At 65.3% G+C, this 23,001-nt stretch carries 24 protein-coding genes; 13 read left to right on the top strand and 11 right to left on the bottom strand.

The window, feature by feature from the left end; all coding sequences use genetic code 11:
* The first annotated feature begins 507 nt into the window (after window positions 1-507).
* The 3 genes from ACQR10_RS04015 to ACQR10_RS04005 all read left to right on the top strand — a co-directional run bounded on the left by ACQR10_RS04015 (window position 508) and on the right by ACQR10_RS04005 (window position 2,240).
* Window positions 508-1,101, top strand: a complete 594-nt coding sequence (locus ACQR10_RS04015) for a formyltransferase family protein (protein ID WP_315799870.1) — start codon at window positions 508-510, stop codon at window positions 1,099-1,101.
* A 298-nt stretch (window positions 1,102-1,399) separates the two neighbouring features.
* A complete protein-coding gene (locus ACQR10_RS04010; protein WP_315751045.1) occupies window positions 1,400-1,750 on the top strand; it encodes a hypothetical protein in 351 nt (116 codons plus the stop codon).
* Window positions 1,751-1,772: 22 nt separating this feature from the next.
* Window positions 1,773-2,240, top strand: a complete 468-nt coding sequence (locus tag ACQR10_RS04005; protein WP_315799869.1) for a hypothetical protein — start codon at window positions 1,773-1,775, stop codon at window positions 2,238-2,240.
* 6 nt (window positions 2,241-2,246) lie between these two features.
* On the opposite strand, the gene ACQR10_RS04000 is transcribed toward ACQR10_RS04005, so the two are convergent.
* Entirely contained in the window at window positions 2,247-2,477 is a 231-nt protein-coding gene (locus tag ACQR10_RS04000) for a hypothetical protein (protein ID WP_316215869.1), read from the bottom strand.
* 232 nt (window positions 2,478-2,709) lie between these two features.
* Between ACQR10_RS04000 and ACQR10_RS03995 the strand changes: the two genes are divergently transcribed.
* Complete coding sequence (locus ACQR10_RS03995) at window positions 2,710-3,600, top strand: DMT family transporter (protein WP_316215870.1); 891 nt, start codon at window positions 2,710-2,712, stop codon at window positions 3,598-3,600.
* Between the two features lie 199 nt (window positions 3,601-3,799).
* Complete coding sequence (locus ACQR10_RS03990) at window positions 3,800-5,260, top strand: caspase family protein (RefSeq protein ID WP_316215871.1); 1,461 nt, start codon at window positions 3,800-3,802, stop codon at window positions 5,258-5,260.
* A gap of 74 nt (window positions 5,261-5,334) precedes the next feature.
* Here the strand turns inward: ACQR10_RS03990 and ACQR10_RS03985 are convergent, their stop codons facing one another.
* Together ACQR10_RS03985 and cysK are read right to left on the bottom strand one after the other, a co-directional pair.
* The gene (locus ACQR10_RS03985; RefSeq protein WP_315799865.1) at window positions 5,335-5,574 is read right to left on the bottom strand and encodes a BrnA antitoxin family protein; all 240 of its coding nucleotides are present in this window, start codon (window positions 5,572-5,574) and stop codon (window positions 5,335-5,337) included.
* Between the two features lie 2 nt (window positions 5,575-5,576).
* Window positions 5,577-6,539: a cysteine synthase A gene (cysK, locus tag ACQR10_RS03980; RefSeq protein ID WP_315799864.1), complete on the bottom strand. Its 963-nt coding sequence runs from the start codon at window positions 6,537-6,539 to the stop codon at window positions 5,577-5,579.
* A 489-nt stretch (window positions 6,540-7,028) separates the two neighbouring features.
* Here cysK and ACQR10_RS03975 point away from each other — a divergent pair, with 489 nt between their 5' ends.
* The gene (locus ACQR10_RS03975) at window positions 7,029-7,247 is read left to right on the top strand and encodes a hypothetical protein (RefSeq protein WP_315711782.1); all 219 of its coding nucleotides are present in this window, start codon (window positions 7,029-7,031) and stop codon (window positions 7,245-7,247) included.
* Window positions 7,248-7,421: 174 nt separating this feature from the next.
* Here ACQR10_RS03975 and tgt read toward each other — a convergent pair whose 3' ends face one another.
* Window positions 7,422-8,576, bottom strand: coding sequence for a tRNA guanosine(34) transglycosylase Tgt (gene tgt / locus ACQR10_RS03970; RefSeq protein ID WP_316215872.1), 1,155 nt, complete (start codon window positions 8,574-8,576; stop codon window positions 7,422-7,424).
* Window positions 8,577-8,849: 273 nt separating this feature from the next.
* On the opposite strand from tgt, the gene ACQR10_RS03965 reads away from it, so the two are divergent.
* Window positions 8,850-9,875, top strand: coding sequence for an aspartate-semialdehyde dehydrogenase (locus ACQR10_RS03965; RefSeq protein WP_315799862.1), 1,026 nt, complete (start codon window positions 8,850-8,852; stop codon window positions 9,873-9,875).
* A gap of 111 nt (window positions 9,876-9,986) precedes the next feature.
* Here ACQR10_RS03965 and queA read toward each other — a convergent pair whose 3' ends face one another.
* The 4 genes from queA to coaD form a co-directional block, all read right to left on the bottom strand.
* Window positions 9,987-11,081, bottom strand: coding sequence for a tRNA preQ1(34) S-adenosylmethionine ribosyltransferase-isomerase QueA (gene queA, locus ACQR10_RS03960; protein WP_316178612.1), 1,095 nt, complete (start codon window positions 11,079-11,081; stop codon window positions 9,987-9,989).
* Window positions 11,082-11,279: 198 nt separating this feature from the next.
* Window positions 11,280-11,744, bottom strand: a complete 465-nt coding sequence (locus ACQR10_RS03955) for a peptidylprolyl isomerase (RefSeq protein WP_316215873.1) — start codon at window positions 11,742-11,744, stop codon at window positions 11,280-11,282.
* A gap of 291 nt (window positions 11,745-12,035) precedes the next feature.
* Complete coding sequence (locus ACQR10_RS03950) at window positions 12,036-12,599, bottom strand: peptidylprolyl isomerase (protein ID WP_315711771.1); 564 nt, start codon at window positions 12,597-12,599, stop codon at window positions 12,036-12,038.
* Window positions 12,600-12,667: 68 nt separating this feature from the next.
* A complete protein-coding gene (coaD, locus tag ACQR10_RS03945) occupies window positions 12,668-13,162 on the bottom strand; it encodes a pantetheine-phosphate adenylyltransferase (RefSeq protein WP_316215874.1) in 495 nt (164 codons plus the stop codon).
* 292 nt (window positions 13,163-13,454) lie between these two features.
* Here coaD and ACQR10_RS03940 point away from each other — a divergent pair, with 292 nt between their 5' ends.
* Window positions 13,455-13,712, top strand: a complete 258-nt coding sequence (locus ACQR10_RS03940; protein ID WP_315799858.1) for a hypothetical protein — start codon at window positions 13,455-13,457, stop codon at window positions 13,710-13,712.
* A gap of 43 nt (window positions 13,713-13,755) precedes the next feature.
* Here ACQR10_RS03940 and gyrA read toward each other — a convergent pair whose 3' ends face one another.
* From gyrA to ACQR10_RS03925, 3 genes are all read right to left on the bottom strand, one after another.
* A complete protein-coding gene (gyrA, locus tag ACQR10_RS03935; RefSeq protein ID WP_316215875.1) occupies window positions 13,756-16,500 on the bottom strand; it encodes a DNA gyrase subunit A in 2,745 nt (914 codons plus the stop codon).
* A gap of 171 nt (window positions 16,501-16,671) precedes the next feature.
* Window positions 16,672-17,070 (bottom strand): DUF2306 domain-containing protein, encoded by a 399-nt coding sequence (locus ACQR10_RS03930; RefSeq protein WP_316215876.1) that lies wholly within the window; start codon window positions 17,068-17,070, stop codon window positions 16,672-16,674.
* 152 nt (window positions 17,071-17,222) lie between these two features.
* Entirely contained in the window at window positions 17,223-17,720 is a 498-nt protein-coding gene (locus tag ACQR10_RS03925) for a single-stranded DNA-binding protein (RefSeq protein ID WP_315711764.1), read from the bottom strand.
* 451 nt (window positions 17,721-18,171) lie between these two features.
* Here ACQR10_RS03925 and ACQR10_RS03920 point away from each other — a divergent pair, with 451 nt between their 5' ends.
* The 5 genes from ACQR10_RS03920 (at window position 18,172) to ACQR10_RS03900 (ending at window position 22,818) form a co-directional block, all read left to right on the top strand.
* Window positions 18,172-18,915, top strand: coding sequence for an outer membrane protein (locus ACQR10_RS03920; protein WP_315799855.1), 744 nt, complete (start codon window positions 18,172-18,174; stop codon window positions 18,913-18,915).
* A gap of 193 nt (window positions 18,916-19,108) precedes the next feature.
* Window positions 19,109-19,864 (top strand): outer membrane protein, encoded by a 756-nt coding sequence (locus ACQR10_RS03915; protein WP_316215877.1) that lies wholly within the window; start codon window positions 19,109-19,111, stop codon window positions 19,862-19,864.
* Window positions 19,865-20,148: 284 nt separating this feature from the next.
* Window positions 20,149-20,934 carry an outer membrane protein gene (locus ACQR10_RS03910; RefSeq protein ID WP_316215878.1) on the top strand — a complete coding sequence of 262 codons (786 nt, stop codon included), beginning with the start codon at window positions 20,149-20,151 and terminating at the stop codon, window positions 20,932-20,934.
* A 212-nt stretch (window positions 20,935-21,146) separates the two neighbouring features.
* Window positions 21,147-21,887, top strand: coding sequence for an outer membrane protein (locus tag ACQR10_RS03905; RefSeq protein ID WP_315799852.1), 741 nt, complete (start codon window positions 21,147-21,149; stop codon window positions 21,885-21,887).
* 286 nt (window positions 21,888-22,173) lie between these two features.
* The gene (locus tag ACQR10_RS03900; protein ID WP_315799851.1) at window positions 22,174-22,818 is read left to right on the top strand and encodes an outer membrane protein; all 645 of its coding nucleotides are present in this window, start codon (window positions 22,174-22,176) and stop codon (window positions 22,816-22,818) included.
* Window positions 22,819-23,001: the final 183 nt, after the last annotated feature.

The following is a 23,001-nucleotide window of genomic DNA, read 5'->3' as shown; positions in this document are numbered from 1 at the left end:
TGCGTTCGAAGACCGACCAGATCGCGCCCGTTGAGCCGACAGGAGCGGCATCTTCGGTTGTCCTCATCAGTACAGTTGATAGCTCGGCGCCTTTAGTTGAGCTGTGTCGAGCAATATGCCGTGATGCAGCACCGGTCTATACACAACCTATAGGCGAATTTCCGGCACCTGTCCTGACGTCCCGGTTCATCTGAGGCCGCCGCCGGTACCGACGAGGGCGTGTCATCCGCCACGGTCGTCTCGGCCTGCATCTTGATGGCGGCCAGGTTGATGGCGACCACGGCGATCGGCGCGCCAATAGGCGTGAGGGGCCCCGCCAACTCCGGCTCGGAGCGGCCTTCCCCTTTCCCGTTTGGGTCCCACAGCGCCTCCGGCGGCCGGACGAAGCCAGACTGTGACGACGGCCCAGCAGGCGCTTGACCTGGAGGCCAAGGCTTGGTTTGACCCGTTTCGCCCGGTCAGAGCCTCCGACCGGATCCAGCCCCCAACCGTGGAAGATCCCTGGCCATGCGCATCACTCTCGTCGGCTCCCGCCATTTCGGTGTCGCCACACTGAACATGCTGCGCGAGAGAGGAATCGAGATCGCGCGGGTCGTCGTTCATGATGGCGAGGACCGGCTTGCAGCCGCGGCGCGGGCGGCCGGGATCGAGGTCGTGGTCCAGGCCAATCCGAAGGTCGTGCCCGCCGGCGAGATCGCCCCCGGCACGGACCTGATCGTCACGGCGCATAGCCACGCCCGCGTCACTCACGAGGCGGTCGCAGCCGCCCGGCTCGGCGGCATCGGCTACCATCCGTCGCTGCTGCCGCGTCACCGGGGCATCGCTGCGGTGGAGTGGACCATCAAGGAAGGCGATCCGATCGCCGGCGGCACCATCTATCACCTCGCCGACCGCATGGATGCGGGCGCCATCGCCGCCCAGGAATGGTGCTTCGTCAAGAAGGGAGAGACCGCGCGCGAGCTGTGGGAGCGCGCTCTCGCACCGCTCGGGCTCAAGCTGCTCGGCGATGTCGTCGAATCGGCCAAGGCGACCGGCGCAATTCCGGCCAAGCCGCAGGACGAGCAGTTCGCGACCAAGGCGCCCAGCCTCACCCCGCACTGAGCATCTGATCGCATCGCCCTGATAAGTTGTGGACATCCTCCCCGCTGGCGCCCTCGCGGTGCCCTGCGAACGGCAGCATGGGCGGTCAGCGGAAAGATGTGGGCGTTCGCCCGCTCATGCCGTGGGCGAAGGCGCAGTTTGCGCACAATGCCGCCCGAATGCCTCCAAGCCGGGTTCCGCATTAATCGTTAATGGACTGAAATTGCTCGATAAAAATCCGTTGTGGCGCTGCGGCAAATTTTCGTCACAATTCTTCCAAATAAGGTCGTGATCAACGACATTTGAGGGACAACGATTCATGCGTCTCGACCGCATTGGAATGGCTTTCGCCGCGTCGATCCTGGTGGGCAGCTCGGCCGCCCCCGCATTCGCCCAGTCGCCCTATGACGGGCAGTGGCAGGTGACGATCGTCACCAACAGTGGCAGCTGCGAGCCCACGGCCAGCTCGACCTTGATCGTCGCAGACGGTAAGATTTCTGCGGCTGGCGCCAATGTGTCGGGTTCGATTGGACGCGAAGGCCTCGTCAAGGTCTCCATCAATGGCGCATATGCGAATGGGCAGCTCAACGGCAATTCTGGCTCGGGCAAGTGGAACGGCGCCTCGGCAGGCATCCCCTGCAGCGGCCGCTGGCAGGCTTCGCGCCTGTAACGGCGCGCACACGCTCCTGAAGATGGTGCGGCGGGTCGCGGCCACCGCCGTTGTTTTGACGGCGGGCGTGACCGCCTCGCCGGGGCATGCCGACCCTGGTCCCTTCACGGGCATGGCCGGAACATGGGGCGGCAGCGGCACGGTTGCCCTCGAGGACGGCTCAACCGAGCGCATCCGGTGCCGGGCCAATTACGGCGTCTCGGGACCGCGGATGACGCTCGTCCTGACCTGCGCCAGCGATGCCTACAAGTTCGGGCTGCAGGCCGAGGTGATCGCTGAGGGCTCGGCCATCTCGGGAACCTGGAGTGAGACCAGCCGCGGCATCAATGGCGTGCTGCAGGGCCGTGGCGGCGGCGGCAACTTCCAGCTGCTCGCGACCACCGCCGGCTTCAACGCCAACATCGCGCTCGCCACCCGCGGCAAGAGGCAGTCCGTGTCGATCCGGGCCGACAGCCAGTTCCGCGCAGCCAACATTTCACTGTCGCGGTGATCCCGATCAACTGCCGCGCCCGGCGCCGGGGACCGCACCTGCGGACGGCGGCGGAGCAAGCTGCGCGGCGGTGCGCTTGATGGTCTTGGCGACCAGCAGCGCCTGCTCCCGCGTCATGGCGAAGTCCTGCACACCTTTATGGGTGGTCAGCGACAGCACCATGAGATGAGGCTCCCGCTCCGGCCAGCCAGTGGCAAAGGCGGTCACGAAGTCGGCTGAAGCGGCGCGTTCGGTCATGTCTTGTCTCTGGCTGCCTTAGACTGTGTTGTGCTGTTCGCGGGCTGTATCGCGGCGGTCGCTTTAGGACGAAACACAGCCACACTCCACGTTTTTCTCGATGACGCGCGTCCGTCGCGAGCAAAGCCTGCAGCGGCGTTGGTGCGCTGCACCGTTGATTTCGTTTGCATTGCTCTGCGCGCGAGGTGATACAGCCCGCCTTCGCCGCCGTCCTCGCTCTCCCCGCCACCGCATGAATCGTCCCGCTTCGAAACTGATTGCCGCACTGTGGATGACGGGCTGGCTCAGCCTGATGCTGGTGATGGCGGTGGCCGGACGCGAAGCGATGCGCGAGCTCAACGTGTTCGAGCTGATGGAGCTGCGCTGCCTGATCGGCCTGGTGATGCTCTCGCCGGTCATCGCCCTCAGCGGCGGCTTTGCCACCTTGCGCACCTCGCGGCTCAAGCAGCACGCGGCGCGCAACCTCGTCCATTACGGCGCGCAGCTGGGCTGGTTCTTCGCGCTCACCTTGATCCCGATCGGCCAGGTGGTGGCGATCGAGTTCACGATGCCGATCTGGACGGCACTGCTGGCGGCGGCCTTCCTCGGCGAACGCATCACCCTGTTCAAGCTGGCGGCGATCGGGCTCGGCCTCGTCGGCGTCGTCGTGATCGTCCGCCCGGATACCGGGGCGATCAATCCGGGACAGCTCATCGCGCTGGCCGCCGCGGTCGGCTTCGGTATCTCGATCGCACTGGTCAAGCTGCTGACGCGCACCGAGCCCACCGTGTCGATCATCTTCTGGATGCTGGTGGTGCAATCCGTCGCCGGCCTCATCCCTTCGCTCGTATTCTGGACGCCGCCATCGGTCACCGCCTGGGGCTGGATCCTGCTCGTCGCCCTCTGCGGCACCTTCTCGCATTTCTGCATGGCGCGCGCGCTGCTCTACGCCGACGCCACCATCGTGGTGCCCATGGATTTTCTCCGCGTTCCGCTGACCGCCACCGTCGGCTGGCTGGTCTATGCGGAGCGTCTCGACGGATTGACCGTGGTCGGCGCGGCGTTGATTCTCGCCGGAAACCTGCTGAACCTGCGTCCGCCGCAGCCTCGGCCGGTGCCGATGGGCAGTTCGGCAGGGACCTGAGGCGCCGAGCATCCCCTCAAGCGGCGTGACCCGGATCACGGAACCGCCGCGCTACACGCGATCGTCGTGGATCTGGCGCAACACCCGCGAACTGGTTTATGGCGGAAGCGTGATTTTTTGACCGGGAACAAGACTTTTGGCGCCGATCCGCGACAAATGCTGCAGTGAACGCTTCGCTTGATCGTTGGGGGATCTCCTGATGCGCTATCTCACCGTCGCCCTGTCCCTGCTCTGCGTGGTGCTGACCGCTGAAGCCGCCAAGGCCGACCGCCGGGTCGCCTTTGTCGTTGGAAACGGCGCCTATAAGAGCGTGGCCCAACTGCCGAACCCGCCGGTCGATGCCAAGGCCATGGCGGCCACCCTGCGCAACGTCGGCTTCGACGTCGTCGAGGGCACCAATCTCACCCGCGACAAGATGACCGAGAAGCTGCTCGATTTCGGTCGCAAGGCGCAGGGCGCCGATATCGCGGTGTTCTATTACGCCGGACACGGCATTGCGATCGCCGGCACCAACTACCTGCTGCCGGTCGACGCCGACCTGAAATCGGAGATGGACGTCAAGCTGGGCTCGGCCATCAACATCGACGTGACGCTCGACCAGACGATGGGCGACGCCAAGGTCAAGCTCGTCTTCCTCGATGCCTGCCGCGACAATCCGTTCGCCGCCAAGATCAAGTCGAACTCGCCGACCCGCAGCGTGTCGGTGCAGACCGGCCTGGCCGAGATGAAGTCCGGCGAGGGTACGCTGATCGCGTTCGCCACCGGCCCGGGCCAGACCGCCCTCGACGGCGAGGCCGGCGCCAACAGCCCGTTCACCCGCGCGCTGATCTCGCACATCGCCCAGCCCGGCATCGAGATCCAGCAGGCCATGACCGCCGTGCGCGCCCAGGTCAATGAGGAGACCAGCAAGGGCCAATTGCCCTGGGGGCATACCAACCTGATCGGCGCCGTCTACCTCAACCCGGCGGCGGCCCCTGCTGCAACGGCCGCCACGGCCGGGACGACGCCGGCCGTCGCGACGGCCACCGTGACCGCAGGCGAAGCCGAGCTCGAATTCTGGCGCTCGGTGAAGGACTCCAACAAGCCGGAAGAGCTGAACGCCTATCTCTCGACCTACCCGAACGGGCAATTCAAGTCGCTGGCGATGGCGCGCATCGCCGCGATCGAGAGCGGCGCCATCAACACCGCCACTCGCAACGTCGCCAAGGGCGTCGATCCCGCCACCTACACCGAGGAAGGCACTCAGGTCAGCGAGGATCAGATCGGCCTCGACAAGACCAAGCGCCGCGACGTGCAGCGGCGGCTGACCGGTCTTGGCTTCGACACCAGGATGACCGGCGTGTTCGACGACCAGACCCGCGGCGTCGTGAAGCGCTGGCAGGCGGCCCGAGGCTATCCGTCGACTGGATTCCTGACCAAGCTGCAGCACAAGGCGCTGCTGGCAGAGCCGCAGCCCGCGCCGGCGACCGCCGCAGTCGGCGACGAGGCCAGGCCGCGCCGCGCCAAGCCGGCCGGCAACGTGGCTGCCGGCGGCCCGCCGCCTCAGGGTGCGCCGGTCTATCGCAATCCGCCGCCGCAGGACAATTCGGGCAACGCCGCCGGCGCCGCCTTCATCGGTGGCATGATGGGCGGTGTGCTCGGCAGCGCGCTGCGCCGGTAAGCGACTTCGTCTTTCCCCCGTAAAAAAGCCCGGAGCACGAGCTCCGGGCTTGTTCGTTAGAATGCAGCCGCCCCTCAGAGCCCTGCCGCCTTGCGCAGCGCCGCGTTGATGCGGTCCTGCCAGCCCGGCCCTTGAGACTGAAAGTGCTCGAGAACGTCCTGGTCGATCCGCAACGTCACCTGCTCGCGCACACCAGGAACCGCCGCCTTCTTCGGCGGCGCCTCCACCGGCTTGGTGGTCACCTTCTTGAACGCGGCCTCGGCCTCGGTACGGGCGTCAGCGAGCGTGCGCGGACGCCGCGGCTGGTCGGCCATGATCAGATCCCCTCGAACAGCGCGGTGGACAGATAGCGCTCCGAGAACGACGGCACGATCGCCAGGATCGTCTTGCCCGCGCTCTCCGGCCGCTTGCCGATCTCGATCGCGGCTGCAATCGCCGCGCCCGAGGAGATCCCGCCGGGAATGCCCTCGGTGCGGGCCAGCGCGCGCGAGGTCTCGATGGCGGTGGTGCTGTTGATCTTGACGATCTCGTCGATCACCGAGCGGTCGAGAATGTCCGGCACGAAGCCGGCGCCGATGCCCTGGATCTTGTGCGGCGAGTGCTGCCCACCCGACAGCACCGGGCTCTCCTCCGGCTCGACCGCGACGACCTTGAGACCGGGCTTGCGCGACTTCAGCACCTGGCCGACGCCGGTGATGGTGCCGCCGGTGCCGACGCCGGCGACGAACACGTCGATATTGCCCGCCGTGTCGTTCCAGATCTCCTCGGCCGTGGTGCGGCGATGGATGTCCGGGTTTGCGAGGTTCTTGAACTGCTGCGGCATCACCGAGTTCGGCGTCGTCCGCAACAACTCCTCGGCGGTGGCGATGGCGCCTTTCATGCCCTGCGACGCCGGCGTCAGCACGATCTCAGCGCCGAGGAAGGCGAGCATCTTGCGCCGCTCCACCGACATCGACTCCGGCATCACCAGTTTGAGCTTGTAGCCACGCGCCGCCGCGACGAAGGCCAGCGCGATGCCGGTATTGCCCGAGGTCGGCTCGATCAGCACGGTGTCGGGCTTGATCACGCCGGCCTGCTCCATCGCCAGGATCATGCCGACGCCGATCCGATCCTTCACGCTCGCGGCGGGATTGAAGTATTCCAGCTTGGCGAGGATGGTCGCCTTGACTCCATGTTGCTCCGGCAGCTTTCGCAACCGCACAATCGGCGTATTGCCGAACGCGTCGACAATTGAATCAAATACGCGCCCGCGTCCTGGACGCTGTGCTGACGACTCCATGAAATCACTCCTCTGCGCGCCCCGCGCGACGTCGACAACGCTTCTGACCATCTTCAGCGAGCCTGTTGCGCTGCGCAAGCACGTTTGCGCGATCTTAGGACGATCGCGGCGCACAACAAGTCGTGGCTAAATTGCGAAAAACCAACGCATTTGTGTTGCGACAAGGTCAATAAACTCGGTGTATGCTTGATTTCAGCCGGATGAAGATTCACGGTGCAGGTCGACTGCAACCCGGGCGGACATCAGCAAGATGTCATCTTCGGAGTGATACAATCGGGGCGTTCGTGCCAAACGACAGCGCCGTTGTAGAATAGATATAAGAACAGACCACCCAGACAAAACTCTTTGTGTGACGGATTTGATATCCGCGAAAGTTGGACTCGTCGGAAATAGACCCGTTCGAACGCGACTTGTTCGAAATCGACCCGTTTCGAAATTGACGTCGTTCAAGCAGAGATCGCCAACAAAGAGATCGTCCAGGAGGTCAATATGTCAGCACTCGCTGATCTCGTGTCGACCGCAACCGCCCGCCCGAATCCCCGCGGCTGCGATCTGCCGACATGCCCGGTCTGCGCCGACTCCATGATTGCCGCGGAGGCGTCGGCATATTTGGCTGACAATGCGATCAGCTATCTCTGGACCTGCGACACCTGCGGCTATGGCTTCGTCACCAAGCACTCCGTGAAAAGCCGCTTCGTCTGCAACTGAACGGCCCAGGGCGAGAGAGTTCCGCGACGTGATGTCACGGCCGTTCGATGGCCGAGGATAACGCAACCGTCGGCCATCGAGCCGGTCGGCAGTGCATGATCAGCACAATTTCATGAGGGCCGGCGCACAGGGCCGGGCTCACAACAAGCTGACGGCCTTCACCTGAAGCGGCCGTCAGCCGGCGCGCGAGGCGATGTCGCCGCGCGCCCAATCGGCCTTGGTGCGCTCGTAGAATTCCGTGAACTGCCCCTGTGCAATCGCCTCGCGCATCCCGGCCATCAATTGCTGGAAATAGGCAATGTTGATTTCCGACAGCAGCGTCGCGCCGAGTGCCTCGCCCGCCTTGATCAGATGATGCAGATAGGCGCGGGCATAGCTGCGCGCCGCCGGCCACGGGCTCTCCTCATCCAGCGGCCTGTCATCGTCGGCATGACGCGCGTTGCGCAGGTTCACCGGCCCGAAGCGCGTGTAGGCGACGCCGTGGCGGCCGTTGCGGGTCGGCAGCACGCAGTCGAACATGTCGATGCCGCGCCGGACCGACTCCAGGAGATCGTCAGGCGTGCCGACGCCCATCAGGTAGCGCGGACGGTCGGCCGGCAGCGCCGGCGCGGTCGCCTCGATCATCTCGAGCATGACCGCCTGCGGCTCGCCGACGGCCAGGCCGCCGATCGCATAGCCGTGGAATCCGATCTCGACCAGCGCCTGCGCGCTGGCGACGCGCAATGCGGGCACATCGCCGCCCTGCACGATGCCGAACAGCATGTAGCCTGCCGGCGCCTTCTCGAAGGCGCGGCGGCAGCGTTCGGCCCAGCGCAGCGACAGCCGCATCGCGCGCTCGATATCGTCGCGCTCGGCCGGCAGCCGCACGCATTCGTCGAGCTGCATCGCGATGTCGGAGTTGAGCAGGCGCTGCACCTCGATGGCGCGCTCCGGTGACAGCTCGATCTTCGCGCCGTCGATGTGCGAGCGGAACGTCACCGCCTGCTCGGTCACCTTGCGCAAGCCCGACAGCGACATCACCTGGAAGCCGCCGGAATCGGTCAGCATCGGACCGCCCCAGCCGGTGAAGCGCTGCAGGCCGCCAAGGGCGGCGATGCGCTCTGCCGTTGGCCGCAGCATCAGGTGATAGGTGTTGCCCAGCACGATGTCGGCGCCGGCCTCGCGGACGTCGCGCCAGTGGATGCCCTTCATGGCGCCAGCGGTGCCGACCGGCATAAAGGCCGGGGTGCGCACCACGCCGTGCGGAGTCGTCAGCCGGCCGGTACGGGCCGCGTCGTCTGTGCCGAGCAGTTCGAAATGGTTGGGAAGGTCGCTGACGGAGGAGCTCATGGCCGGCTTATTGCGTCAGGACCGCCCCCGATTCAACCGCGATGGCGCTGTTTTGGTGCCTTTCGGCCGTTGACGGCGGTTCCGGCCGCCCCTATGGTCCGGCGCCATGTCGACCTCGACCAAACGCACGACGAAAACCACCAAGCCCTTGCGGGCCTCGGGAGGCGTGCGCGCGTAGTCGAACTCGATTGCGACCATCTTCGAACCGAAGCCCCGCCTGATGAAGGTCCGGGGCTTTTTTTATGCCCAGATTCCAACCGGAGACTTGAAGACGTGCCTCACGATCCCACCATTGCCATCGTCGGCGTCACCGGCGCCGTCGGCGCCGAGTTCATCGCCACCCTGGACCGCCGTAATGTCCGCGTCGGCAAGCTCAAGGCGCTGGCGAGCGCCCGCTCGGCCGGGCAGACCCTCACCTTCCGTGGCCAGACGATCGTGATCGAGGAGCTCAACGAGCGCTCGTTCGAAGGCGTCGACATCGCGCTGTTCTCGGCCGGCAGCGGCATCTCCAAGAAGTTTGCGCCGATTGCGGTCCGCTCCGGTGCCGTGGTGGTCGACAACTCCTCGGCCTTCCGGATGGACCCGAACGTTCCGCTGGTCATCCCGGAGATCAACGCCCGCCGCATCCGCGACCACAAGGGTATCATTGCCAACCCGAACTGCGCGGCGATCACGGCGCTGGTGCCGCTGTGGCCGATCCACCAGAAGAACCGCATCAAGCGCATGATCATCTCGACCTACCAGGCCGCCAGCGGCGCCGGTGCGGCGGCGATGGACGAACTGGTGCAGTCGACCCGCGCGAGCCTCAACGGCCAGGTCTATGCGCCCAAGGTGATGCCGCACCCGTTCGCCTTCAACCTGTTCAGCCACAACACCGCCATCGATCCCGACACCGGCTACAACGACGAAGAGACCAAGGTTATCAACGAGACCCGCAAGATCTTCGAGGATGAAGGGATCGCCGTCGGCGTCACCTGCGTCCGCGTGCCGGTGCTGCGCGCGCATTGCGAGGCGATCACCTTCGAATGCGAGAAGCCGATCACCGAGGACGACGTCCGCCGCATCCTGGCGACCGCGCCCGGCGTGCGCGTGGTCGACGACCGCGCGAAGAACTACTTCCCGATGCCGGTCGACGCCTCCGGCCAGGACGACGTGCTGGTGGGCCGCATCAGGACGGATCTGTCCGATCCGTCAGGTCACTCGATCGCGATGTTCGTCGCCGCCGATCAGCTGCTCAAGGGCGCTGCGCTGAATGCGGTGCAGATCGCCGAGCTCTTGCCGGAGCAGGCCATGGCGTGAGGCGGCCACGCACCCTCCTCGCCAACACTGTCATCACCCGCGAAAGCGGGTGATGGACGGTGGGCACGCATCGCCTTCGGCGCCGCTTTGCCCACCCTACGTTTCTGCGCTCTACGGCTCGACGACCCGCTCGTCCGGTTGGCGGAACAGCAGACACGCATCGCCGTAGGAATAGAACCGGTAGCCGCTTTGAATCGCATGCGCGTAAGCCGCCTGCATCGTCTCGAGCCCGGCGAAGGCCGAGACCAGCATGAACAGGGTCGAGCGCGGCAGATGGAAGTTGGTCATCAGGATGTCGACCGCGCGAAAGCGATAGCCGGGCGTGATGAAGATCGACGTCTCCGCCTCGAATGGTGCGATCGTGCCGTCGGGCTGCGCCGCGCTCTCGAGCAGCCGCAGCGACGTCGTTCCGACCGCGACGATGCGGCCGCCTTGGGCGCGGGCCTGGTTCAGCGCAGCGGCGGTCTCAGGCGTCAGACTGCCCCACTCCGCATGCATGCGGTGGCCTTCGGTGTCATCGACCTTCACGGGCAGGAAGGTGCCGGCGCCGACATGCAGGGTGACGCGCTGCAGCCCGACGCCGCGCTCGCGCAGCCGCCGTTCCAGCGTCGGCGTGAAATGCAGTCCGGCGGTGGGGGCCGCCACCGCGCCCTCCTTGGCCGCGAACATGGTCTGATAATCGGTCGCGTCCTGCTCGTCTGCGGGCCGCCTGCCGGCGATGTAGGGCGGCAGCGGCGGCCGGCCGAGATCGGCGATCGCCTGGTCGAGCGCGGGCCCATGAAACACAAAGGACAGCGTCAGCTCGCCCTCCTCGCCCTTGGCCTCGACGGTGGCATCGAGATGGCCGAGCAGGCAGACCTTGCCCTCGTTGCCGAAACGGATCGTATCGCCTGGCGCGAGCTTCTTGGCGGGCCGCACCAGCGCCTGCCAGCGCGAGCCGTCGAGCCGTTTGATCAGGGTCGCCTCGATCTTCGCCTCGGTCTCGCGGCTGATGCGGCGTCCTGAGAGCTGAGCGGCGATGACCTTGGTGTCGTTGACGACGAGCTGATCGCCCGGCTCCAGCCAGTCCGGCAGGTCGGCGACCGTGCGGTCGCGCAGCACGCCATCGCCCTGCACCACCAGCATGCGCGCGGATTCGCGCGGGCTCGCCGGCCGCAGCGCGATGTTTTCGGGGGGCAGCTGAAAGTCGAAGAGGTCTGTGCGCATCGTCGTTCTGGAACGACCGTCGAAAACCTCATCCTGAGGAGCGCGTCATCGCGTCTCGAAGGATGAGGCCCGACTGTGGCCTCATGGTTCGAGACGCGTGCTGCGCACGCTCCTCACCATGAGGGTCAAAAGCCGAGGGCGCTACTGCACACCGACCATGAACACGCCGAGAGGCGTGTTCATGGAGAGGGTCGTTGGTTACGCCGCGTCGGAGGCCATGTAGGCCTTCACGATCTTGTCCGGGTTCTGCACCGGCTCGCCGCGCTTGATCTTGTCGACATTCTCCATGCCCTCGGTGACCTTGCCCCAGACCGTGTACTGTTTGTCCAGGAAGCGGGCGTCGTCGAAGCAGATGAAGAACTGGCTGTCGCCTGAATCTGGATTGGCCGCACGCGCCATCGAGGCGGTGCCGCGAACATGCGGCTCGGCGTTGAACTCGGCCTTCAGCTTCTTGCCGGAGCCGCCGGTGCCGGTGCCCTGCGGGCAGCCGGTCTGCGCCATGAAGCCGTCGATGACGCGGTGGAAGACGATGCCGTCGTAGAAGCCCTCGCGGACGAGCTCCTTGATGCGCGCGACATGGCCGGGCGCGAGATCGGGACGCATCTCGATGGTGACGGGGCCCTGGGTGGTCTCGAGGATCAAGGTATTTTCGGTCACAGCCATGCTGGTCTCTCGGTTTTGGTAGAATTGACGGGGGTCAGGACAAAGCAAATCCTGGGTCTGAAATGTCGCGGCGCCTTCCCATGTGCGGCCGTCACCCCTCCTGACGGCAATCCGAGCACGACGAGGCCCGCGATGCTGGTCCAGAATAGACCCAATGCGTTTAAAGCTGAAGCCACCGGCCCTGTCGATGTGGCGGGCCGGCAGAATCGGCATGCCGCCGCGACGTGGCAAAAGGTTCCTTAAGGCCCGAGGGAACCGGGCGCGAGACCCGGGTGTCCCCCTGCTCTGCCTCTACTTGATGTCCGAGGCGACCTGAACCTTCACCATCTTGTCCGGATCGGTGACGGCACCGCCCGAGGAGCCCGGAGGCGCCTTCTTGAGCTTGTCGACGACGTCCATGCCCTGCACGACCTCGCCAATCACGGTGTATTGGCCGTTGAGGAAGGAGGCATCGCCGAAGCAGATGAAGAACTGCGAGTTGGCGGAATCGACGCTATCGCCCCGGCGCGCCATGCCGACGGTGCCGCGCTTGAACGGCGTGCTCGAAAACTCCTGCTTCAGGTTCGGGTACTTCGAGCCGCCGGTGCCATTGAAGTTCTGGCCGTCACCGGTCTGCGCCATGAAGCCGTCCATGACGCGGTGGAACGGCACGTTGTTGTAGAAGCCTTCGCGCGCCAGCGTCTTCAGCCGCTCGGCATGCTGTGGCGCCAGATCGGTGCGCAGCTTGATGATGATGCGGCCCTTGGTGGTGTCGATGACCAGGGCATTCTGCTTGTCGAGGCCGGCAGGCAGCGACTGGGCCAGCGCCGGCAATGCGAAGACGAGAGCGAAGACGAAAGCGAGCGCGCGGATCATGGCAACTCCGATGACATGAGACGATGTGGAGAGGAAGGCACCGCCGGAACCGGCCGGTGCCTGAAGGATCACTTGAACTTGGCCTTGAGACTTTCGGCCACCGACGGCGGCACGAAATGCGAGATCTCACCGCCCATGGCGGCGATCTGGCGAACCAGCGTGGCTGCGATCGGACGGACACCCACCGAGGCTGGAACGAACACCGTCTGGACCTGCGGTGCCATGGTCTGGTTCATGCCGGCCAACTGCATCTCGTAGTCGAAATCGGTGCCGTCGCGCAGGCCCCGGATCATCATGATCGCACCGGCCTTCTGCGCGGCCGTGACCGTCAGATTGTCGTAGGTCGAAGCCTCGAAGCTGCAGCCCGCCGCGGCTGCCACGGGGCCGAAGATCTCATGCGCCATCGCCAGCCGCTCCTCGGTCGAGAACAGCGGCTTCTTGCCGTGATGCACGCCGACCGCGACGATCAGGCGGTCGCAGAGGTGGACGGCCTGCCGGACCACATCGAGATGGCCGTTGGTGACGGGATCGAACGAGCCCGGATAGAGCGCAATGCGTTGCATGCGCTCGTCCTATACCGCCCGGAACAGGCCGGCAAGCCGCCGTCAGGCACGCTGGCGTGGCTGTGATGGGCAAAGAGCGGCCGAGAGACTGCATTGCGATGGAATGAGGTGCGACGCCGATGGGCCGGAACCGTGGTCGGCTACCGCGATTGTTTCGTCGGAACATCCGACATGAAACACGCTCGCGCCGAGACGAAACCAATTCGCCCGTCCCGCGAAGACGTCTCGAAACCCGACCTGGTTATCAAATCGTTAACGAACACGGGCCGAACGGCCCAGACAGGGGACCGTCATGATCAAAGCGCTATCTGCAGTCGCAGCAGCCGGCTTGGTGGCTGCCGGCATCACCCTCCTGCCCGGCTTCGCTCCCCAGGTCGAAGCCAGCGTGCCGCGTCCGCTGGCCAAGGCGGACCGCCTGGACATCCGCCCGATCGGCCGCGACTGCTCGCAGCAGGCCTGGCCCAACTTCGAGGCGGGCTGCCTGCGCAGCGCCGGAACCCGGGGAACCATCCGCGAGGCCAGGATGGTCTCGGTCGAGCGGACGCAGTGAGGCGAACAGCGAAAGACCTGCGTCGTCCGCTATTCGCTACGCCCTATTCGCCATTCGCCTGGTCAGCGTTCCCGTTGCCGTTCTCGGCCTCCTCGCCGATATGCTCCACCGAAACGACGTGCTCATCATCGGCGGTGTCGAACACGATGACGCCCTGCGTCGAGCGTCCCGCGATGCGGATGCCGTCGACGGGGCAACGGATCAACTGCCCCTTGTCCGTCACCAGCATGATCTGATCGCCATCCTCGACCGGGAATGAGGCGACGAGCTTGCCGTTGCGGTTGTTGACCGACATCGCGACGATGCCTTTGCCGCCGCGGCCGGTGGTGCGGTACTCGTAGGACGAGGTGCGCTTGCCGTAGCCGTTGACCGAGACGGTCAGCACCACCTGCTCCTGCGCCGACATCTCGACATAGCGTTCCTGCGACAGCTGGATCGCGCCAGCGGCCGTCTCCTCGCCCTCGGCCTCGACCGGCTCCTCGGTGGCAGCATCGCCCGACATCGCCCGGCGCATCTTCAAGTACGCCGTACGCTCGTCCGAGGTCGTCTCGACATGGCGCAGGATCGACAGCGAGATCACCTTGTCGCCGCCGGCGAGCGCGATGCCGCGCACGCCCATCGAGGTCCGACCGGTGAAGACGCGCACGTCGGTGACGGGGAAGCGGATGCACTGCCCGCCCGACGCCGTGAGCAGGACGTCGTCGCGCTCGGTGCAGATCTGAACGTTGACGATCTCTTCGCCCTCGTCGAGCTTCATCGCGATGATGCCGGAGCGGCGCACGTCGACGAAATCCGACAGCTTGTTGCGGCGGACGTTGCCGCCGGTGGTCGCGAACATCACGTCGAGATTGGCCCAGGAGGATTCATCCTCCGGCAGCGGCATGATGGTGGTGATGCGCTCGCCCTGCTCCAGCGGCAGGATGTTGATCAGCGCCTTGCCACGCCCGTTGGGCGCCGCGATCGGCAGCCGCCAGACCTTCTCCTTGTAGACCTGGCCGCGCGACGAGAAGAACAGCACCGGCGTGTGCGTGGAGGCCACGAACAGCCGGCTGACGAAATCCTCCTCGCGGGTCTGCATGCCCGAGCGGCCCTTGCCGCCGCGGCGCTGCGCCCGATACGCCGACAGCGGCACGCGCTTGGTGTAGCCGGCATGCGACACGGTCACGACCATGTCCTCGCGCTGGATCAGGTCCTCGTCCTCGACCTCGCCTTCCTGCTCGGCGATCACGGTGCGGCGCGGCGTGCCGAACTCCGCCTTAACAGCGGCGAGCTCGTCCTTGATGATCCCCTGTACCCGCGCCCGCGAGCGCAGGATGTCGAGATAGTCGTTGATCTCGACCTTGAGCTTGTCGAGCTCGTCGGAAATCTCCTCACGGCCGAGCGCGGTCAGGCGCTGCAGGCGCAGGTCGAGAATCGCCTTGGCCTGCTCGAACGACAGCCGGATGGTGCCGTCCTCGGAAAGACGGTGGCGCGGATCGTCGATCAGCGTGATGATGGCCTCGACGTCGCGCGCCGGCCAGTCGCGCGACATCAACGCCTCGCGCGCGGTCGCAGGATCGGGCGACGTCCTGATGACCCGGATGACCTCGTCGATATTGGCGACGGCCACGGCAAGGCCGACCAGGATATGAGCGCGGTCGCGCGCCTTGTTGAGCAGGAACTTGGTCCTGCGCGTGACGACACGCTCGCGGAACGCGACGAAGATCGTCAGCAGGTCCTTCAACGTCATCGTCTGCGGGCGGCCGCCGTCGAGCGCCAGCATGTTGGCGGCGAAGCTCGTCTGCAGCGGCGTGAACTTGTAGAGCTGGTTGAGCACGACGTCCGGCACGGCGTCGCGCTTCAGCTCGACGACGACGCGGTAGCCGTCGCGGTCGCTTTCGTCGCGCAGGTCGGCGACGCCTTCGATCTTCTTTTCGCGCACCAGTTCGGCGATGCGCTCGACCATCGTCGCCTTGTTCACCTGGTAGGGAATCTCGGAGATGATGATCGCCTCGCGATCCTTGCGGATCGTGTCGATCGTCACCTTGCCGCGCATCATGATCGAGCCGCGGCCCAGATGATAGGCCGAGCGGACGCCGGCGCGGCCGAGGATGATGCCGCCGGTGGGGAAATCCGGCCCTGGAATGATGTTGATGAGGTCGTCGATCGTGAGCGCGGGATTGTCGATCAGCGCGATGCAGGCATCGATCACCTCGCCGAGATTGTGCGGCGGGATGTTGGTGGCCATGCCGACCGCGATGCCGCCGGCGCCATTGACCAGCAGGTTCGGATATTTGGCCGGAAGAACCGACGGTTCCTTGTCGGAATTGTCGTAGTTGGCCTGGAAGTCGACGGTGTCCTTGTCGATGTCGTCGAGCAGCGGAATCGCCGACTTGGCGAGCTTCGCTTCGGTGTATCGATAGGCCGCGGGGGGATCGCCGTCGACGGAGCCGAAATTGCCCTGGCCGTCGATCAGCGGCACGCGCATCGAGAAGTCCTGCGCCATGCGCACCATGGCGTCGTAGATCGACTGATCGCCATGCGGATGGTATTTACCGATGACGTCGCCGACCACGCGCGCGGACTTGACGTACTTCTTGTCGGGCGTGTGCCCCTGCTCGTACATCGAATACAGGATGCGCCGGTGCACGGGCTTGAGGCCGTCGCGCGCATCGGGCAGCGCTCGCGACACGATCACGCTCATCGCGTAATCGAGGTAGGAGCGCTTCATCTCGTCGAGGATGGAAACGGGACGAATGTCGGAAGGTCCGCCCGGCTCGCCGGGCTTCTCATCTTCTTTATCGGACAAAGGGGATACCGGTCGGTTTTGACACGCGAAAATCGCTTGGAATCATATAGCGCATGGCGCTGCCGCTAGCCACCCCCAAGGGGGTTCGGAGCGCGCTTTTTCTGCTCGCCTTTCCAGGGACTTAACCGGTTGCCGCGGCCGCCCATGGCAGGCTCCGGGAACCCTGTTTGGCTATGGGCCGAAGACCACCTTGTGCATGATCCGTCCAGGCATGAGCGTGAACAGTCCGGCAATCACGAGGGCGCCGGAGAACAGCGTGATCATGGCCCGGCGATGGGGCCCCACCCGATGGCGGTGCGCAGCCCACACCGCAACCGGCAGCACGGCCAGCGTATAGAGCGACAGCAGGTGAATCGGGCTGAAGGGACCGACCAGCCGGATGGTGTGAACCCAGAACGAGCTGGCCGCAACGGCGGCCATGAGAGTGACCCAGATCCAGCCGAGCGTTCGATGCGGCAAGGTCCCTTTCGGGGCTGCGAACTGGACCAGCCCCAGTGCGAACGCCGTCATCGCGGCGACAGCGTGCAGCAGGACGGCGGGCTCGGCGGCGAGCAGCGGTGCGAAGCTCATGCAACACCCCGGTGGTCAGGTTACGCACAGCTCAAGCGAACGAAACGTCAGACGCGCGCGATCGCCTGCAATGCGAGACCCGAGGTGATCGCCCCGGCTCCCGTCCCGACACGGACGGAAGCCACCTTGTATCGACCGAGGACGCAGGCGGCTCAGAACGGAATGTCGTCGTCCATGTCGCTGTTGCGTCCGCCACCGCCGGCCGAAGCGACCGCGCGGCGCGGCGGCGCCATCGACGGACCGCTGCTGCCGAAATCGCCGCCACCCATGTCATCGGAGAAGCTGCCGCCCCCGCCACCACGGCCATCGAGCATCGTCAGGGTCGAGTTGAAGCCCTGCAGGACGACCTCGGTCGAGTACTTCTCGACGCCGCTCTGGTCGGTCCATTTGCGGGTCTGCAGCGCGCCCTCGATGTAAACCTTGGCGCCCTTCTTCAGATACTGCTCGGCGACCTTGCAGAGACCTTCATTGAAGATCACCACACGGTGCCATTCGGTCTTTTCCTTGCGCTCGCCGGTCGCCTTGTCGCGCCACGTTTCCGACGTCGCAATGCTCAGATTGGCGATCGGCCGCCCATCCTGCGTACGCCGGATCTCGGGGTCCTTGCCGAGATTGCCGACCAGAATCACCTTGTTCACACTACCCGCCATCACCACTCTCCCGCGGTTCTCGATCATCGGACCGGCCGTCCACACCGGCCTCACGGCGTCCGGTGGCTAACCCTTCCTCTCGCGGCGGACCCTATACGGTTGCCGCGCGGTCCACCCGCCTCGTCCATTGTTTATCCACATATAGCAGGCGGACGGCCATTGTTCCAGTTTTGTTCGCGCGCCTGTGTCTACAACCGTGCGTCGAGTTCCAAGGAACCCGATGGAACCCAATGGAACCGCGAAAAAGTTCCGTCAATCACGAAAAAGCGATTAACTTTCATCAGCTTACATCGCCCCACTTCCTCCCCGCCTGTGGCTTTTGGGAGACGGTATCCAGGGTTGAATCGCGTATATTTGAGGACGGATTGGGGCCGCAAGCGTGGTCGCACCAACTTCACAGACGTGCGTCTCCGGGGACCATTTTGGAGACGCCCAAAGCGGGAGACTTGGGATGAAAAGAATTTTTCTTGGAGCTGTCAGCTTGATGGTCTTGGGGGCGCTGACGCCGGCGGGAGCCGCCGATCTCGCCGCCCGCCCGTACACGAAGGCCCCGGTGATGGCGCCCGCTCCGCTTCCGACCTGGGCCGGCTTCTATCTCGGTCTGCAGGGCGGTGGCGGCTGGGGCCGCAGCGATGAGACCTTCTTCGGTGCGCCGAATACGGCGATCTTTGCCGGCACGCAGCGTTACGACATCACAGGCGGCTTCGCCGGCGGCGTGATCGGCTACAATTGGCAGGTCGACAACATCGTGTTCGGCCTCGAGGGCGACTATCACTGGGCGGACATCGACGGCCGCTCGGCCGTGATCAACGCCGGCGTCGGTGACACCTACTTCACCAAGCTGCGCGGCTTCGGCGACATCAAGGGCCGGCTCGGCTGGGCCACGGGTCCGGCACTGCTCTTCGTCAGCGGCGGTGCCACCGTCGGCGATCTGCAGCACCGCTACGATGGCGTTCCCGGCAACGTGTTCGTGCAGAACGACTGGCGCTGGGGTTGGACGATCGGCGCCGGTGCCGAGTACATGTTCGCTCCGAACTGGTCGGCCAAGGTCGAGTACAACTATCTCGATTTCGGCAAGAGCTCGATCCAGTACTCCCCGGTCGCGACCAACCGCTCGGAGTGGAGCGACACCGTCCATACCGTCAAGGCCGGCATCTCCTACCACTTCGGTGGTCCGGGCATGTCGCGCTACTGATCGCACGCCAAAAGCGAATATGTCGAAAGGCCGGCCTCGCGCCGGCCTTTTTTTGCGTGCCAGAACCGGTACTTGCCGAGCCGTTGTGTCCTTTGGGTGACGGCTTTTTACGGCGGAAGGGGCTATCAAGGTCCGGCGGGTGGGCGTTGGTGAGAGCGTGCGTGCGGGCGTCGGACTTGGTTTGGGGAATGCGATGAGAAGGCTGTTGCTGGGGGCGACAACTTCGCTGGCGCTGGGGATTGCGCCGGCCATCGCTGCCGATCTGCCCGCGCGCACCTTCACCAAAGCGCCTGCGATGATCACAACGATCTATGATTGGAGTGGTTTCTATGTCGGCCTGAACGCCGGCGGCGCATCCTCCCGCACCTGCTGGACCAACAAGGTCAGCTTCGCAGGTGTCGCTGCGACCAACGCCGAGGGTTGCCACGATGCGACCGGCGCGCTGGCGGGCGGCCAGATCGGCTATCGCTGGCAGGCTGGCGGCTGGGTATTCGGCGTCGAAGGTCAGGGCAACTGGGCCAACCTCAAGGGCAGCAACACCAGCCAGTTCGCCCCGGCCGTGACCAACCAGACCAAGATCAACGGCATCGGCGTGTTCACGGGCCAGGTCGGCTATTCCTGGAACAACGTGCTCTGGTACGTAAAGGGCGGCGCCGCGGTCGCAAGCGAGAAGTACAACGGTCTCGCCACGGCAACGGGCGCGGCTCTCGACCAGTCCAGCGCCACGCGCTGGGGGGCTGCGGTCGGCACCGGTGTCGAGGTCGGCTTCGCCAAGAACTGGTCGGTCGCAGCCGAATACGAGCACCTGTTCATGGGCAACCGCACCCTGGGCTTCTCCGGTGTTCCCGGCGGAGCCGCGGGCCGGACCGATGCGGTCGGCCAGGACGTCGACATGGCGACGGTCCGCGTCAACTATCGCTGGGGCGGTCCCGTCGTCTCCAAGCACTGACCCTCGAGGACAGGCACTCGAAGACTGGCGCGCTCGAAGACTGGCACTCGAGGCCTGACGCGCCAGGCGCTCACCATGCGTGCCCTCGGGACAGCTCCACGATCGGCGCGACGGCCGCGATCTTTACCCGCGCTTAAGCACGTTCGACACATCCCGCCGCACACCTGCTGCCGATCACGAGTTTAGAAAGCAGTCTCTCCTACAACCAGCCACAGGCCACCTTCGCGTGGGCCCGGATCGGAGGGATCCGGTGCGAGGACAGTTATGGGACTGGGGAGAGACGAATGCAGAAGACGACCTTGATCTTGACCGCTGGAGCAGCGGCGCTGGGACTGGCGCCGGCCTCCGCGGCCGACTTCGCGACGCGCCCTTACAGCAAGGCGCCGCCGCCGGCCTATGTCACGCCGCTGCCGAGCTGGGCCGGGTTCTACCTCGGCGTCAATGGCGGCGCCGACTGGAGCCACAACTGCTGGACGCTCAATCGCGTCGGCGGCGTGCCGGTCGTACCGACCCAGTCCGAAGGCTGCCACAATGCCTCGAGCGGACTCATCGGCGGCCAGGTCGGCTATCGCTGGCAGGCGGCGAGCTGGGTGTTCGGCGTCGAGGCCCAGGGCGACTGGACCGACCTGAAGTCGTCGAACGCGAGCACGGCTGCGCTGGCTGCAGGCATCACCAACACCACCAAGACCGATGCGATCGGCCTGTTCACCGGCCAGGTCGGCTATGCCTGGGGCAACGTGCTCTGGTACGTGAAGGGCGGCGCGGCCGTCACCCACAACAAATACACCGGCACGGCGAATGCGGCTGCGCCCTTCCCGGTCGGCACGCTGCTGGATTCCGCCAGCGAGACCCGCTGGGGCGGCACCGTCGGCACCGGCGTCGAGTTCGGCTTCGCGCCGAACTGGTCGGTCGCCGTCGAGTACGACCACCTGTTCATGGGCTCGCGCGACATCAGCTTCCCGGCCACCGCCACCGTGCTGTCGCGCGTCGACACCATCAAGCAGGACATCGACATGGCGACCGTCCGAGTGAACTATCGATTCGGAGCGCCGATGGGCACCCGCTACTGAAAAAAGCCGCCACTCGCACGCATTCGGAAAGGCCGGCCTCCACGCCGGCCTTTTTCGTGTCAACAGCCCGGCAGCGTCGCGGCGTTTTTGTGCTAAATATATGATTTATAACGCTTTTTCGTTTCTGTGGCGGGCGCGTTACAGCGTCTCCGGGATGCCCTGTGTATGACTTGCCCATCGCTTGTCATTCCAACCTCCCGGGGGAGAATTTGATGAAGAAGTTGCTTGTGATCACGACGGCCCTCGCCGGCGTCGCGGCCGCCACGTCCGCGTCGGCGGCCGACATGGCGGCACGGCCCTACACTAAGGCGCCGCCCATGGTCGCGCAGATCCTGAGCTGGTCGGGCCTCTACGCCGGCATCCAGGGCGGCGGCGGCTGGGGCACCAGCAAGGAAACCTTCCTTGGCCGCTTCAATGCGCCGGGCTTCCTGGGCACCCAGAACTACAACACCAATGGCGGCTTCGTCGGCGGCGTGCTCGGCTACAATTGGCAGGTCGACAACGTCGTGTTCGGCCTCGAAGGCGACTATCACTGGGCCGACATCAACGGCCGCTCCGCAGTGGTCAATGCCGGCGTGGGCGACACCTTCTTCACCAAGCTGACCAGCTTCGGCGACATCAAGGGCCGCCTCGGCTACGCCGCAGGTCCCGCTCTGTTCTTCGTGAGCGGCGGTGCCGCCGTGGGCCAACTGCAGCACCGCTACGACGGCGTGCCGGGCAACGTCTTCAGCCAGACCACCACCCGCTGGGGCTACACGGTCGGCGCCGGCGCGGAATACATGTTCGCCCCGAACTGGTCGGCCAAGCTCGAGTACAACTATCTCGACTTCGGCAAGAGCGCGATCCAGTACAGCGCTTTCGCGACCAACCGCTCCGAGTGGAAGGACACCGTCCACACCGTCAAGGTCGGCCTCAGCTACCATTTCGGCGGCCCGGTCATTGCCAAATACTGATACCTGCAACCGACAGGTTCCGAGAAAGGCCGGCGAAAGCCGGCCTTTTTTGTTGCATCGATACCACCGTGCCGGCTCGCCACACACGGAACCAAGCAATTGAGTAACATAGGCTTTCTGGAACTGGGCCGTAAAAACGCGGTTTGGCCGCGAGTGTGTCTTCAGGGTGACGGTAATCCGTACGGAACCGGGCTATAGGAACCTCGTCAACTTGAACGGGTGAGTCTGTTTCGTGCGTAAGCTTATCGGTGCGATGCGGACTTCGAGGAATAAACTGGAGACTGGAATGAAGAAGATCTTGCTCGCGACCGTGGCCCTGGCCGCCCTGGCCGCTCCCGCTGCCGCCGCTGATCTCGCCGCACGCCCGACCTACACCAAGGCCCCGGTTCTCGCGCCGGTGCAGACCTGGACCGGTTTCTACATCGGTGCGATGGGTGGCTACGCCAATGAGGATGCTGACTTTGCGGCCATGAAGGGCGGCTTCGCCGGTGGCACCGTCGGCTACAACTGGCAGCAGGGTGCTGTCGTGTTCGGCCTCGAGGCCGATGCTGCCTGGGCTGACATCAATGCCTCCGTCGGCGCGCTTGGCGTGACCGCCGAATCGAAGATCCGTGACTGGGGCACGGTCCGTGGCCGCATCGGTTACGCCTTCGGCCCGACCCTGCTGTACGCCACCGGCGGTTACGCCTGGGCCGACAACCGCATCTCGCTGACGGCTCCCGGCGTCGCCGTTTCGGACAGCAAGATCCACTCGGGCTGGACCGTCGGCGCAGGCGTCGAGTACATGTTCGCCCCGAACTGGTCGCTGAAGGGCGAGTACCTCTACAAGAGCTTCGGTGGCGAGAGCTACACCTTCACCGGCCTCGGCACGCTCGCGACCGGCACGCTCAACGTGCATTCCGGTCAGGTCGGCATCAACTACCACTTCTAAGAACGTCGCCTCCGGGCCAACGCACACAGCCTCCGCTCTGCCAGAGCGGAGGCTTTTTCTTTGCGGGATCGCGCACAGGGCCGGACGGAACCGGCAGCCTCCTGCCAATCGCTGCCATTCCCTGAGCGCATTGTTGATGATTCGCTGACGGTACTGGAAATCCGGCCGCGTTCTTCCTACGTT

This window comes from Bradyrhizobium sp. HKCCYLRH2060, from assembly GCF_051168135.1.
Lineage (GTDB): Bacteria > Pseudomonadota > Alphaproteobacteria > Rhizobiales > Xanthobacteraceae > Bradyrhizobium.
This window is presented reverse-complemented; position numbering and strand designations above follow the sequence as displayed.

Excerpts from the sequence above, each read along its gene's own strand:
- ACQR10_RS03930 (WP_316215876.1), bottom strand. The coding sequence starts at position 17,070 with ATGAGCTTCGCACCGCTGCTCGCCGCCGAGCCCGCCGTCCTGCTGCAC.
- ACQR10_RS03925 (WP_315711764.1), bottom strand. The coding sequence starts at position 17,720 with ATGGCGGGTAGTGTGAACAAGGTGATTCTGGTCGGCAATCTCGGCAAG.
- ACQR10_RS03920 (WP_315799855.1), top strand. The coding sequence starts at position 18,172 with ATGAAAAGAATTTTTCTTGGAGCTGTCAGCTTGATGGTCTTGGGGGCG.
- ACQR10_RS03900 (WP_315799851.1), top strand. The coding sequence starts at position 22,174 with ATGAAGAAGATCTTGCTCGCGACCGTGGCCCTGGCCGCCCTGGCCGCT.
- ACQR10_RS03955 (WP_316215873.1), bottom strand. The coding sequence starts at position 11,744 with ATGGCTGTGACCGAAAATACCTTGATCCTCGAGACCACCCAGGGCCCC.
- ACQR10_RS03995 (WP_316215870.1), top strand. The coding sequence starts at position 2,710 with ATGAATCGTCCCGCTTCGAAACTGATTGCCGCACTGTGGATGACGGGC.
- ACQR10_RS03985 (WP_315799865.1), bottom strand. The coding sequence starts at position 5,574 with ATGGCCGACCAGCCGCGGCGTCCGCGCACGCTCGCTGACGCCCGTACC.
- ACQR10_RS03905 (WP_315799852.1), top strand. The coding sequence starts at position 21,147 with ATGAAGAAGTTGCTTGTGATCACGACGGCCCTCGCCGGCGTCGCGGCC.
- ACQR10_RS03940 (WP_315799858.1), top strand. The coding sequence starts at position 13,455 with ATGATCAAAGCGCTATCTGCAGTCGCAGCAGCCGGCTTGGTGGCTGCC.
- ACQR10_RS03950 (WP_315711771.1), bottom strand. The coding sequence starts at position 12,599 with ATGATCCGCGCGCTCGCTTTCGTCTTCGCTCTCGTCTTCGCATTGCCG.
- ACQR10_RS04000 (WP_316215869.1), bottom strand. The coding sequence starts at position 2,477 with ATGACCGAACGCGCCGCTTCAGCCGACTTCGTGACCGCCTTTGCCACT.
- ACQR10_RS04005 (WP_315799869.1), top strand. The coding sequence starts at position 1,773 with ATGGTGCGGCGGGTCGCGGCCACCGCCGTTGTTTTGACGGCGGGCGTG.
- ACQR10_RS04010 (WP_315751045.1), top strand. The coding sequence starts at position 1,400 with ATGCGTCTCGACCGCATTGGAATGGCTTTCGCCGCGTCGATCCTGGTG.
- cysK (WP_315799864.1), bottom strand. The coding sequence starts at position 6,539 with ATGGAGTCGTCAGCACAGCGTCCAGGACGCGGGCGCGTATTTGATTCA.
- coaD (WP_316215874.1), bottom strand. The coding sequence starts at position 13,162 with ATGCAACGCATTGCGCTCTATCCGGGCTCGTTCGATCCCGTCACCAAC.
- ACQR10_RS03975 (WP_315711782.1), top strand. The coding sequence starts at position 7,029 with ATGTCAGCACTCGCTGATCTCGTGTCGACCGCAACCGCCCGCCCGAAT.
- ACQR10_RS04015 (WP_315799870.1), top strand. The coding sequence starts at position 508 with ATGCGCATCACTCTCGTCGGCTCCCGCCATTTCGGTGTCGCCACACTG.
- ACQR10_RS03915 (WP_316215877.1), top strand. The coding sequence starts at position 19,109 with ATGAGAAGGCTGTTGCTGGGGGCGACAACTTCGCTGGCGCTGGGGATT.
- ACQR10_RS03910 (WP_316215878.1), top strand. The coding sequence starts at position 20,149 with ATGCAGAAGACGACCTTGATCTTGACCGCTGGAGCAGCGGCGCTGGGA.
- tgt (WP_316215872.1), bottom strand. The coding sequence starts at position 8,576 with ATGAGCTCCTCCGTCAGCGACCTTCCCAACCATTTCGAACTGCTCGGC.
- queA (WP_316178612.1), bottom strand. The coding sequence starts at position 11,081 with ATGCGCACAGACCTCTTCGACTTTCAGCTGCCCCCCGAAAACATCGCG.
- ACQR10_RS03990 (WP_316215871.1), top strand. The coding sequence starts at position 3,800 with ATGCGCTATCTCACCGTCGCCCTGTCCCTGCTCTGCGTGGTGCTGACC.